At 70.9% G+C, this 11,590-nt stretch carries 12 protein-coding genes and 1 pseudogene; 7 read left to right on the top strand and 6 right to left on the bottom strand.

Translation table 11 applies throughout. The annotated features are described in order from the left end of the window. Window positions 1-79 precede the first annotated feature (79 nt). Window positions 80-838, bottom strand: a complete 759-nt coding sequence (gene ppgK / locus C8258_RS25405) for a polyphosphate--glucose phosphotransferase (protein ID WP_106957335.1) — start codon at window positions 836-838, stop codon at window positions 80-82. Between the two features lie 118 nt (window positions 839-956). Between ppgK and C8258_RS25410 the strand changes: the two genes are divergently transcribed. Further along, the gene (locus C8258_RS25410; RefSeq protein WP_106957336.1) at window positions 957-1,868 is read left to right on the top strand and encodes an inositol monophosphatase family protein; all 912 of its coding nucleotides are present in this window, start codon (window positions 957-959) and stop codon (window positions 1,866-1,868) included. Between the two features lie 32 nt (window positions 1,869-1,900). Here C8258_RS25410 and cei read toward each other — a convergent pair whose 3' ends face one another. After that, window positions 1,901-2,581, bottom strand: a complete 681-nt coding sequence (gene cei, locus C8258_RS25415; protein ID WP_036503086.1) for an envelope integrity protein Cei — start codon at window positions 2,579-2,581, stop codon at window positions 1,901-1,903. A gap of 571 nt (window positions 2,582-3,152) precedes the next feature. Here cei and C8258_RS25420 point away from each other — a divergent pair. Then, a complete protein-coding gene (locus C8258_RS25420) occupies window positions 3,153-3,455 on the top strand; it encodes a DUF4193 domain-containing protein (RefSeq protein ID WP_025351469.1) in 303 nt (100 codons plus the stop codon). 76 nt (window positions 3,456-3,531) lie between these two features. Here C8258_RS25420 and C8258_RS25425 read toward each other — a convergent pair whose 3' ends face one another. Next, window positions 3,532-3,975 (bottom strand): DUF3093 domain-containing protein, encoded by a 444-nt coding sequence (locus tag C8258_RS25425; protein WP_233225338.1) that lies wholly within the window; start codon window positions 3,973-3,975, stop codon window positions 3,532-3,534. A 228-nt stretch (window positions 3,976-4,203) separates the two neighbouring features. On the opposite strand from C8258_RS25425, the gene dut reads away from it, so the two are divergent. Continuing rightward, window positions 4,204-4,701 (top strand): dUTP diphosphatase, encoded by a 498-nt coding sequence (gene dut, locus C8258_RS25430; RefSeq protein WP_036503081.1) that lies wholly within the window; start codon window positions 4,204-4,206, stop codon window positions 4,699-4,701. A 1,442-nt stretch (window positions 4,702-6,143) separates the two neighbouring features. Further along, window positions 6,144-6,980: pseudogene (locus tag C8258_RS25435) on the top strand (DUF3710 domain-containing protein); the annotation flags it as partial. A 42-nt stretch (window positions 6,981-7,022) separates the two neighbouring features. Here C8258_RS25435 and C8258_RS25440 read toward each other — a convergent pair. Then, entirely contained in the window at window positions 7,023-7,751 is a 729-nt protein-coding gene (locus C8258_RS25440; protein WP_106957337.1) for an alpha/beta fold hydrolase, read from the bottom strand. A 266-nt stretch (window positions 7,752-8,017) separates the two neighbouring features. Between C8258_RS25440 and C8258_RS25445 the strand changes: the two genes are divergently transcribed. The 3 genes from C8258_RS25445 (at window position 8,018) to C8258_RS25455 (ending at window position 10,061) form a co-directional block, all read left to right on the top strand. Beyond that, a complete protein-coding gene (locus C8258_RS25445) occupies window positions 8,018-8,440 on the top strand; it encodes an OB-fold nucleic acid binding domain-containing protein (RefSeq protein ID WP_083870851.1) in 423 nt (140 codons plus the stop codon). 3 nt (window positions 8,441-8,443) lie between these two features. Then, a complete protein-coding gene (locus C8258_RS25450; RefSeq protein ID WP_369974815.1) occupies window positions 8,444-9,229 on the top strand; it encodes a DUF3159 domain-containing protein in 786 nt (261 codons plus the stop codon). A 172-nt stretch (window positions 9,230-9,401) separates the two neighbouring features. Then, window positions 9,402-10,061, top strand: a complete 660-nt coding sequence (locus C8258_RS25455) for a sigma-70 family RNA polymerase sigma factor (RefSeq protein ID WP_369974816.1) — start codon at window positions 9,402-9,404, stop codon at window positions 10,059-10,061. Between the two features lie 7 nt (window positions 10,062-10,068). Here the strand turns inward: C8258_RS25455 and C8258_RS25460 are convergent, their stop codons facing one another. Beyond that, the gene (locus tag C8258_RS25460) at window positions 10,069-10,773 is read right to left on the bottom strand and encodes a TrkA family potassium uptake protein (RefSeq protein WP_106957338.1); all 705 of its coding nucleotides are present in this window, start codon (window positions 10,771-10,773) and stop codon (window positions 10,069-10,071) included. Continuing rightward, window positions 10,770-11,441 carry a TrkA family potassium uptake protein gene (locus C8258_RS25465; RefSeq protein WP_106957339.1) on the bottom strand — a complete coding sequence of 224 codons (672 nt, stop codon included), beginning with the start codon at window positions 11,439-11,441 and terminating at the stop codon, window positions 10,770-10,772. The genes C8258_RS25460 and C8258_RS25465 overlap by 4 nt, the downstream gene beginning before the upstream one ends. Window positions 11,442-11,590: the final 149 nt, after the last annotated feature.

Consider the following 11,590-nt stretch of genomic DNA (forward strand, 5'->3'; position numbering starts at 1 on the left):
TGAACCCGGCTCTACGTGCCGGGGTTGTTTTCCGGCTCACCGCCGGTCTCGTTCCATTGTAACTATCGGCAACGAGTGCTCACGGCGCGATACCGCTATCCACGGCCATCGCGGCGCCCACGATACCCGCGGTATTGCGCAGATGGGCGGCCGCGACCGGAGTCCGATTGGCCAGCAACGGGATCCAGTGCTCGGCATCGCGGCTGATCCCGCCGCCGGCGACGAACACCGTCGGCCAGAACAGGTCCTCCAGGGTGACCAGCACCTTGGTCACCTCGGCGGCCCACTCCTTGTACGACAGATTCTTTCGTTCCTTCACCGACGACGCGGCCCGATGTTCGGCCTCCTTGCCGTGTACCTGGATGTGGCCCAGCTCGGTGTTGGGAACCAGGACGCCGTGGTTCAGCAGCGCCGAGCCGATGCCGGTGCCGAAGGTCAGCAGCATCACCAGGCCGTCGATGTTGCGAGCCGCGCCGTAGCGGTCCTCGGCCAGGCCCGCCGCGTCGGCGTCGTTGAGCACCACCACCTCGCGTCCGCCCAGCGCCAGCGAGAACAGCTGACGCGCGTCGGTGTCGATCCAGCTCTTGTCGATGTTGGCGGCGGTGCGGGCGATACCGTTGACCACGACGCTGGGCAGGGTGAGGCCGACCGGGCCGTCCCAGTCGGCCTGGGTGACGAGTTTGGCGACGGTTTCGGCGATGGCGTTGGGGGTGGCCGGGTGGGGCGTGGAGATCTTGATCCGTTCGTGGGCGAGGTCGCCGGTGGCGAGGTCGACGACCGCGCCCTTCACCCCGCTGCCCCCGATATCGATACCGAATGCTTGCCCCCGAGCGGACATCGCGAACTCCTCGTTCCCTGTGGTCTAGGCCGATGAAGGTGCCAGCGGCACGTTACACCGCGCGACGCGCCCACGGCTGCGACCGCGCAGATGCGAGTCCGGGCGGATCTGTGGTCGGATGGAAACCGTGCCCGAGACGAATTCACCCGCCGATATCGCGGAAGCGCCCGTCCTCGATCCTGCCGAAATCGCCGAATTACGCCGTGTCTCAGTCTATCTGGCCGAAACCGCGGCCGCACACGTCCGCCGCCGCCGTCCCGAGGTCTTCGGCCCGGGGCGGACCGAGGGCGGCTCGGTCCGTACCAAATCGACGCCCACCGATCCCGTCACCGTGGTCGACACGGAAACCGAGCGGCTGATCCGCTCGCTGCTGGAAGAGGCCCGCCCGGGGGAGACGGTCCTCGGTGAGGAGGGCGGCGGCAGCCTCGGCGCCGCCGGCGAGATCGTGTGGGTGGTCGATCCGATCGACGGCACGGTCAACTTCGTGTACGGCATCCCGGCCTATGCGGTATCGGTGGCGGCGATGCGCGGTGGCCGCTCCCTGGCCGGTGCGGTCGTCGACGTGGCCGGGGAGCTCACCTACAGCGCCGGACTGGGCGCGGGCGCCACCGTGTCCGGCCGCGACGGCGAGCCGATCGCATTGCGCTGCAACGATATCGACTCGGTGCGGCTGGCCCTGGTGGCCACCGGCTTCGGCTACGGCGCGGCGCGGCGGGAACGGCAGGGCGAGCTGGTGGCGCGGCTGCTGCCGCAGGTCCGCGACATCCGCCGGATCGGCTCGGCCGCCCTCGACCTGTGCATGGTGGCGGCGGGCCGCGTGGACGCCCACTACGAGCACGGCCTCAATCCCTGGGACTGGGCCGCCGGAGCGCTGATCGCGGCCGAGGCGGGCGCGGTGCTGCGGCTGCCCGGGGCGGACTCCACCGGTGCGCAGGGGGCGCTGACCGTGGCCGCCGCCGCGGGCATCGCCGATGAACTCGCCGAACTCTTCGACCGGCTCGGTGTCGCCGCCCCCATCCCGGAGGAGTGAGCGCGGCCCCACCCCGGAGGGGTAAGTGCGGCTCAGCAGCGGGCGGTGCGGGCGGCCTGCAGCAGCGCCGAATCGACGTCCGGGCCGTTCGGGGCCGGGTTCTTCAGGGCGCGCAGCACTTCCTCGGCATCGGTGCTCGGCTGCAGATCGTTGCCGAACAGCGTGCCCAGGGCCAGGTCGACCGTGTCGTCGGTGCGCTGGTCCTCGATCAGCTCCGCGCACGGCGCGACGAGCTGGACCGCGGCCGCGGCGGGGCGTCCGCTCACGCCGTAGCGGATCTGGCCGGTGCACACCAGGTCGCCGCTCAGGTAGACCGGATCGTTGCCGAAGACCGGGGCCGGCGGGCTGGCGAAGCCGTAGTCACCGAGTTTCGACGCGATGTGCTCGGCCAAGCCGCGCTGGCCGGAGCCGTTGAGCACCCGGACCTTCGCCTGAGCCAGCGGCGCCGGCTCCACATCGTGCAGCCGCGACGGGGAGACCACCTCGCCCAGCGGCGCGGGCTGCGGGGCGTTCGGATCCGACGACGCGGGGGCCGGCGAATTGCAGGCCATCGCGGTATGGGCGGTGTCGGCGGTGGTCAGCGCCTTGATCCACACGATTGCGCAGATGAGGGCGAGAACCGCGATGAGTGCGACCCACGGCTGGTAGCGGCGCCGCAGGAACGGACGGCCCTTGTTGTCGACCGCGCTGCCTTCGGTGATCAGTGAAACCACACGCACACCTTACGAGTTGGCGGGCCGCGGTCGCGCACGCGGACACCTGCGCGCCGATTCGCTGGGGCGGCATCGCGGGAACAGGGGGCTACCGGGACAGCGGAAATGTGGCTACCGCCGCGGTGGAAATCGGCGGTTGCGGCCGCGGTGGATATCGGGATCGTAACGATCGGCGGGGCCGCGGGAATCGCGATCGGGTCACAGGCCGGGGAACCGCCGGGCACGAAGCGGTGGCGTATCGCCACACCCGTGCGGTCGCAGTGACGATTACCCGTCGGTTTCGACTCGCTCGAGTTTTGATTGCGACTTTTGCCCCGGCGTCCGCTATTGTCTGGCGGCCCGATACGAATCGGCTGATGTGAATCAGGGAAGCGATTTCGGGAACAACCAGGGCATGCCCTGCGTTGACCGAGCGCGATCCGGTATGGGTCAGGGTGATCCGGCCGGGCGGCGAGCGGTGTACACGTGACGTACACCACGGCGGGGCGGCATCGCCGGGCGATTCCTACAGGGATCGACGTTCGGCGGAGCCGGTCCGGGATATACGGAGTAAGGACGAGGGGAAGACGACATGGCAACCGACTATGACGCACCTAGGCGCAGTGAATCCGACGAAGTGTCGGAGGACTCGCTCGAGGAGCTGAAGGCTCGTCGCAACGAGGCCGCGTCCGCCGTCGTGGATATCGACGAATCCGATACCGCGGAGTCGTTCGAGCTTCCCGGCGCGGATCTGTCCGAGGAGGTGCTCTCGGTCCGGGTGATCCCGAAGCAGGCCGACGAGTTCACCTGCTCGAGCTGCTTCCTGGTTCATCACCGCAGCAGACTCGCCAGCGAGGCCGGCGGGCAGATGATCTGCATGGATTGCGCTGCCTGAGCGGATCCGTGCGGCCGCAGCGGATTCGTTCCGCGGGTAGCAGAAGAAACGACGACAAACAGCCCGGCAGGTCCCGTCAGCCCGCGCTCGGTACGCCGAGCGCGGCCAGCACCTGTTCGGGTTTACGCGTGCTGATCAGCCAGTACGGAGCGGGGTCGTCCGGATCGTCGAGGACGAGCAGGATCATCGGCCCGATCCACGGACGATGCTGGACGAATGCGGCCGGGTCGAGCTGACGACCCAGCGCCGCGCTCTTCGCGCTGGCCGGCACCGCCACCGCCCGGGATACATACGTTACCGGTAGGTGGGCCCGGTCCGCGCGCAATTCGAGGATGCCGTCGGCATCCGGCGCCACCTCCACGCGGTGGCGGCTCATCCATACCAACGCCCAGACGGGTACCGGGAACAGCAGTACGTACGGCAGCCACGCCCGGATCCCCGGCGCGCCCATGTGGATTTCGGCGGCCAGCAGACCGGTCACCGCCAGCGCCACCGGCCACCACCACAGCGGGACCCACAGCCGTTCGGAGTAGACCGGGGCGGGGGCGTCGGCGTGCGCGCGCGCCGGAGACTCGTGGGGAGGTACTGCGGGGGACTGGTCGGACACCACATCATGCTAGGTCAGGCCGACATATTCGCTGTCGGCGGGAGCCGCTGCGCGCCGTCCGCGACCGCCGTCGATCGTTGCCGCCACATCGGGGCCCGGCGCTCCCACGGCCCGGCCGCCGGACGCGTAGGCTCGCTGGACGTGACCGGAAATGCACCCATACCTCTGCTGCGGCTCGATCCCGGCGTCCCGGTGCCCACGCGTGCGCACCCGGGCGATGCCGGAGTGGATTTGTGCACCACCGAAGACGTCATCCTGGAGCCGGGTGAGCGGGTGCTCGTCGGTACCGGAATCGCCGTCGCGTTGCCGGTGGGCACCGTCGGCCTCATTCATCCCCGGTCGGGACTGGCCGCCAAGACGGGCCTGTCCGTCGTCAATACGCCCGGCACGGTCGATGCCGGCTACCGGGGTGAGATCAAGGTCTGCCTGATCAATCACGACCCGCGTACGGCGATTCAGTTGCGTCGCGGCGATCGGATCGCACAATTGCTGGTGCAGCGTGTGGAACTGGTGGATTTCGTGGAGGTCGACCAGCTCGACGAGACATCGCGCGGCGCAGGCGGTTACGGGTCGAGCGGCGGACACCACAGTCTGTCGCCGCAATCCGGCGGGGTGGGCCGCGCCGGAGGGGAGGTATGAACATGTTCGGCCGTGGAGATCATCGATCCGATCATGACTCCGAGCGGGACGACACCGACTACGGCGATTCCTATTACGGCGAGGGATACGCCGAGGGCGGCTACCGGACCGGCACCCACCGGGCACCGGATCTGGGGGACGGGGGAGAGTACGGCGAATCCGGCTACGCCACCGGCTATTCCGAGCCGGAGTACCCGGGCGGACACACCGGGGGGCGGCACGGCCGCGCGGAGCCGGACACCGAGATGACTCCGCCCGGATACGGATCGCCGGGCCGACCGGTGCCTCCGCCGTATCCCGGCGCGCGACCGGACCCGTACGAGACGGGCACGCACGCACGAGTTCCGGCGCGGCCGGGTACTCCGCCGCACGGTGAGGCGCCGGTCCGTCCGCCGCGGCGAGCGCCGGGCGGATCGCGGCCGGATCTGCCGCCGGCGCACGGAGATATGGACGACACCGGGCCGATTCCACGGATTCCGCCCGGCCCGCTGCCTCCGCGGCACGCGGGCGGCACGGGTGCGATCCCGCGCGTACCCGACGGCCCGGCGGGTACGGGCGCGATGCCGCGTATTCCCGGCCCGGCCGGCACCGGTCCGACCCCGCGTGTGCCCGGCGGCCCGATCGGTAGCGGTGCGACCCGGCGCGTCCCGGGCGGTCCGGCGGGAACCGGTGCGACGCCGCGGATTCCGGGTGGTCCGGCCGGCACGGGGGCCACGCCGCGGATTCCCGGCGGACCGCGTGTCCCCGGTGCGGTGCCGCGCAATCCCGGCCCGCCGGCCGGTACGGGCCCGACGTGGCGCAATCCTCCGGGTCCGGAAGGCACGGGTGCCGTGCCGCGGCTTCCCGGCGCAGCGCCCGGACCGGTAGGGCCGGTGACGGGAGCGGTCCGGCGGATTCCGCCCGGCCCGAACCCGGCAGGCCCCCCGACGGGCTCGGTCCCACGCCTTCCCGCCGGCCCCGGACGTCCGGCGCCGGGTCCGGGTGCGCTGCCGGGCGGGAGGCCGGCTCCGGCGAGCCCGCCGCCAGGAGCTCCGCCTCCGCCGCGACGCAGGCAGGAGCCGATGGGGGCGCCCGCGCCGACGGCTACCGGCCGGCACCCCGTGGTGCCCGCCCATCAGCGCCCGGATTTCGGTGACGCCGACTACGGCCACCCGCAGCGGGGGCGCCATCGCCCCGCGGATGTCGACGCCGGCTATCGCGAGCCCGCGCAGCCGCGTGCGGCGGTGCCGGACCCCTACGCCGACCACGGCTACGATCCCGCCGAATCCGGCCCGGCCACAGGCGGTTTCGCCGCTGCCGACCCCTACCGGCAGCCGGCCGCGGCACACCCGGGCGACGCGTACGCCGAGACTCCCGGTTACGCCGATGCCTACGCCGAGGAGCCCGCCGGAACACCCGGCTACGCGGACGGTTCCGCCTATGCCGGTGCGGAGGCGTACGCAGAGGACGACGGGTACGACGCCGAACCGCTCGATCACGGCGCCGACGAGTACGACGCCGACTACTCCGACTATGACGACGAGTACGACGCCGACGACTACGACGACGAGGACGGCGAGACCGAGGATTCCGCACCGCGGACCGGCCCCTTCGATTACGAAGAGGTGTCCGAGATCCTCGCCGAGATCTCCGATCAGCATCTCGATCTGGGTTCGGTGCTGCTCCCGGTCCCCGACGGCGGTCAGTTGCAGGTGGAGATGACGCCGGACGGCACGCCGCAGGCGGTCCATCTGGCGACCCCGCACGGACGTCTCACCGTGGCCGCCTACGCGGCACCGAAGTCGCCGGGCCAGTGGCGCACCGTCGCCGCGGACCTGGCGGAATCGCTGCGGGCCGACGGCGCGCAGGTCTCCGTGCAGACCGGGCCGTGGGGCCGCGAACTGCACGCGGTGACCGAGGGCGCCGATCTGCGTTTCATCGGCGTCGACGGCTATCGCTGGATGGTCCGGCTGGTGGCGGCGGGGCCGTCGGGCGCCGCCGACGAGGGTGGCCCGCTGGTCGAGGCGGCCCGCGCGATCCTCGCCGAAACCGTCGTGCGTCGCGGCGACGAGCCGATGCCGGTGCGGGAACCGCTGCCGGTGGTGCTGCCGCAGGAACTCGCCGACCAGTTGATCGCCGCACATCAGCAGCAGGTCGAGGCGCAGCAGCAGGCGCTGGCCGCGCAGGCGGCCGCGGCCGAGGCGGCCGCGACGGGCACCTTCCCCGTGGTCACCGCCGAACAGCAGGGCCCGCGCCGCGGCGCCGAAGGTTCGGCGATGCAGCAACTCGGTCGCAACTGATCGGCGCCGGGCGCCCGCGGTAGTGCGGGCGCCCGGCGGCCGTCACGCCTGCAGCCGGGGCGCGATCAGGCCGGGGATGCCCCGGGCGCCGAGAATCCCCGGATCGGCGCCGAGTTCGTCGAGGGTGATGCGGTGGATGCGCGCCTGCGGGATCAGCTCGTACCACTGTTCGGCGACGGTCAGCGGATGCACCGGATCGTCGATCGCGCCCACGATTGTGGTCGGAACCCGCAGTGCCGCAAGCAGTTTCGTGTCCGGCCAGGCATAGGCGGCGGCCTCTTCCAGTGCCCACGGCAGATCGGGCCAGTGGGTGCGCCACGACTGGGTCAGCGCCCGTCCCAGCCAGGCCGGGCTACCCGCCCGCATCCGTTCGATCACCGGCTCCAGGCCGTCGGCGCGCAGCTGAGCCGCCGTGGCCGCCGCGCTCAGCGCCGCCGGGCAGCCCGTGATGTCGGAGCCGGTCCACGCCGGCAGGGCCGCAACCACACCGAATGCCGATTCCGGGTGGGCGGCGGCCCATTCCACCGCGATCGCGGCGCCCAGCGAGATCCCCGCGGCGAGCACCGGCCCGGTGCGGGCCGCCTCGTCGAGCGCCGCCCGGCAGCTCGCGACCACGGCCCGCGGATCCGGTTCCACCGCGACGAACGGCAGATCGATTGCGGCACAAGAAGGTTCGAACGCGCGCCGGGCGAAGTCGGCGTCGGATCCGGTCCCCGGCAGGGCGACGACGACGGCCGGGCGCGGGCTGCCGGAACGGGGTAGCTCTGACACGGGCCGCAGCCTAGCCGGTGGGCCGGGCGAGCCCGCCTCGCGAGGCTCGGAAAACGTGTTCTCGACCACTCGAATCCGAGGGTTCGCGCGCGGATCGGCGGGGAACCCAGCAAACGGTGCGGTCAGCGCCGTCTCGGTGGTGCCGGGCTCCCGTAGCGAGGGCGTCCGGGTGCATCTACAGTGGCGGTGTACGGCCCATCAGCCGGTCGTGTGGGAAACCGACGACGTGTGACCCACGCCGTCTGTAGTGCAGGAAGTGTTGCAAGATGCCTTTCACAGGCGGAAACAAGGCGGGTTCCGGTGCCACGGGCAAGGTGGGACCCGACAGCGGTTATTTCCGGCGTCTGGGGCGTCGTCTGACGGCCGATCTCGACGTCCTCGATGCGGAGGAGCTGGCGGAGACCTCCGAAGCGTCGGGCGCGTGCAGGGCGGCGGAATGCCGACGTGGCGAAGAGGTCACCATGCTGGGGCGATTGCGCAGTGTGGAGGCGTGTCCGAAGTCGGCCAGCGCTTCGGTGGAGGCCGAATTCTTCGACGGCACGGATGCGGTGACACTGGTGTGGATCGGCAGGCGCCGCATACCCGGTGTCGAATCGGGACGCCGTATTCTGGTCCGTGGTCGCATCGGTGAACGCGATGGCGACAAGGTGATGTATAACCCCTACTACGAACTCCGCGAGAATTCCTGACGTATGCCGATACCCCACAACGACGAGGGCGCCGACCCGGCCGCCGTGGCCGGATTCCGCGCGAACCCCGTTGCGGGGCGCGGCCGTCACCGCCTGCGTGAGTCCGACGGTGAATCCCCGGCCCGGCATCCGGCCGCCGGCGAGGACGGCCATGCCTACACCGGCGAGGACCGCGAGGAAGAGATCCAGCAGACGCTGCTCGAGCAACTCGGCGGTATCAGCGGACTGATCTATTCCACGCTGCCGGTGGTGGTGTTCGTCCCCGCGAACACGCTGTGGGGTCTGACGGCCGCCATCTGGACGGCGCTGGCCACCGCCGCCGGCGTCCTGGTCTGGCGGCTGATCCGCCGGTCCCCGATCCAACCCGCGATCTCCGGATTCATCGGGGTCGCGGTCTGCGCCTTCATCGCCCACCGCACCGGCGCGGCGAAGGGATACTTCCTCTTCGGTATCTGGGCGAGCCTGGTCTACGCCGGAGTCTTCCTGGTGTCGCTGCTGGTGCGCTGGCCGCTGGCCGGGGTGATCTGGGGAGTGCTCAACGGCCACGGCCACAGCTGGCGTTCGGATCGGCGCGCGATGCGACTCTACGATCTGGCCACGGTGGTGTGGGTGGTCGTCTTCGGCGCCCGCTATCTGGTGCAGAACCACTTCTACGACACCGACAGCACCGGCTGGCTGGCCGCCGCCCGCATCGCGATGGGCTGGCCCTTGACCGCGGTCGCGCTGCTGGTCACGGTGTGGGCGGTGCGCCGCGCCGGCCATATGCCGGTCTCCTCGGCCACCGAGTAACGCGCCGGACGTTCGACCGGCGGACCGAACCGACTCGAAGTCGGCTTGTGCCCCCGATTCTGGGGGCATACAACGATGGGGTGGGGTGAACCCACCCCTGGGGTATCTATTCCGCGAACCGGATTCAGCGCACGATCGTGTTAGTCAGTAGCGATCGGCGAGAGGATCCCCGGTGGATACCGAGAACAACACGGTGACGGCACTCGGCCCGGCGAAGGGTGCGGGAGTGCGGCCACCGAGATCGGCGCCCGTGGGTTCCGACAGCCGCCGCGCCGCCGCCGAACTGGACCGCCTGATCGGGCCGGCCGCCGCGGGCGATCAGCGCGCGGTCACCGAGATCATCCGCATCGTGCATCCCCTGGTACGCCGCTATTGCGCCGCGCGCGTCGGAAGCAGTAACAACCCGCACGTCACCGCCGACGACATCGCGCAGGAGATCTGCATCGCGACCGTCACCGCGATTCCCCGCTACCGCGATCAGGGAAAGTCGTTTCTGGCCTTCGTCTACGGCATCTCCGCGAACAAGGTGGCCGACGCGTTCCGCCGCGCCCAGCAGCACCCGTCCTATCCGGTGGCCGAATTCCCCGACAGCGCCTCCACCGCACCGGGACCCGAGGAGCTGGCGCTCAATCTGGAGCGCCGCCAGGCCACCCGCGAGCTGATGAAGATCCTCGCGCCCGCCCATCGCGAGGTGCTGGTGATGCGGATCGTGCTCGGCTGGACGGCCGCGCAGACCGCCGAGGCGATCGGTACGAGTCCCGGCGTGGTCCGGGTGATGCAGCATCGCGCGCTGACCAAACTGCGCGCGCAACTCGTCCCCGAAAGCGCTTGAGCGAAGCTCAAATCGAGGTGTGCGGCTCCGCGCCGGTGGGCGCCGCGCCCGCCGGTTCCGTGGCCAGGCTGCGGCGCAGTTCGTCCTCGGCCTCCACCGTGGACACGAACAGCAGCTCGTCCTCGCCCTCCAGCGGATCATCGGGCTGCGGGACGATCACCCGGCCGCCGCGCAGGATCGTCACCAGGGCGACGTCGCGGGGCAGCGAGAGCGTACGGACCGCGCGACCGGCCAGCGCGGTATCGGTGGGCAGCGTGATCTCGACCAGATTCGCCTGGCCCTGACGCAGCGTCATCAGCCGGACCAGGTCGCCGACCGAGACCGCCTCCTCGGCCAGGGAGGCCAGCAGCCGCGGTGTCGAGACGGCGACGTCCACACCCCAGGAACCGTCGAACAGCCATTCGTTGCGCGGATCGTTGACGCGCGCGACCACCCGGCGCACCCCGAATTCGGTCTTGGCGAGCAGGCTGAACACGAGATTCGCCTTGTCGTCGCCGGTGGCCGCGATCACCACCTCGTAGTCCTGCAGGCCTGTTTCCTCGAGCAGTTCGAGTTCGCATGCGTCGCCGTGCATCCAGGTGGCCGAGGGCGCGACCGTCGGGTCGATGTGGTCGAGCCGCCGCTCGAGCAGGGTCACCCGATGCCCGCCCCGCAGCAATTCCTGGGCGATGGAGCGGCCGACTGCGCCTGCTCCCGCGATCACTACGTTCACGACTTGTCCTCGCTCGACGGTGCGGTGGCGGCGACGGCGACGGCCTCGCCGACCTTGTCGGAGACGGCGGCGATGTAGACCGCGTCGTCGGCCTGCAGCACCGTTTTGCTGGTGGGCAGCAGTGCCTGCCCGAAGCGGACCAGGAAGGCCACCCGCACCGGCACCGCATCCTCCAGATCACGCACGGTACGCCCGTACCAGTCCTCGTGCAGGACGAGTTCGGTGACCGAGCCGGTGCCGGTCGGATCGCGCCAGGTGGCGGTGGTTTCGTCGCCGGTGAGCGTGCGCAGGAACCGGTCGGTGGTCCACGGCACGGTGGCGATGGTCGGGATGCCGAGCCGCTCGTAGACCGCCGCGCGTTTGGCGTCGTAGATGCGGGCCACCACCCGTTCCACGCCGAAGGTCTCGCGGGCGACGCGCGCGGAGATGATGTTGGAGTTGTCGCCGTTGGACACCGCGGCGAACGCGCCGGCGCGCTCGATGCCCGCGCGGGTCAGCACTCCACGATCGAAGCCGACGCCGGTGACCCGCTCACCGGGAAAATCCTTGCCCAGGCGCAGGAATGCGCCCGGATCCCGGTCGATCACGGCTACGTCGTGGCCGATCCGGACCAGGGCGCGCGCCAATGCGGAGCCGACTCGGCCGCACCCCATGATCACTACGTACACCGTGTCAACCCCAATTCCGCCGAAAACCGTGGTGTGCGGTCTGGTTCCCTCTCGGGGGAACCGTACCCGTTGACGGTTCCCCGCAGCACGTTCCCCCATTCGCCGGCACCGAAACGCGAGTGAACCGCCCGCTATGCCCCTCGAGGCCG

Origin of the sequence: Nocardia sp. MDA0666 (genome assembly GCF_003023875.1) — a bacterium.
Lineage (GTDB): Bacteria > Actinomycetota > Actinomycetes > Mycobacteriales > Mycobacteriaceae > Nocardia > Nocardia aobensis.

What these genes read in the sequence shown, in the direction of transcription:
- ppgK (WP_106957335.1), bottom strand. Translation starts at nt 838, where the DNA reads ATGTCCGCTCGGGGGCAAGCATTCGGTATCGATATCGGGGGCAGCGGG.
- C8258_RS25410 (WP_106957336.1), top strand. Translation starts at nt 957, where the DNA reads ATGGAAACCGTGCCCGAGACGAATTCACCCGCCGATATCGCGGAAGCG.
- C8258_RS25420 (WP_025351469.1), top strand. Translation starts at nt 3,153, where the DNA reads ATGGCAACCGACTATGACGCACCTAGGCGCAGTGAATCCGACGAAGTG.
- C8258_RS25445 (WP_083870851.1), top strand. Translation starts at nt 8,018, where the DNA reads ATGCCTTTCACAGGCGGAAACAAGGCGGGTTCCGGTGCCACGGGCAAG.
- C8258_RS25450 (WP_369974815.1), top strand. Translation starts at nt 8,444, where the DNA reads ATGCCGATACCCCACAACGACGAGGGCGCCGACCCGGCCGCCGTGGCC.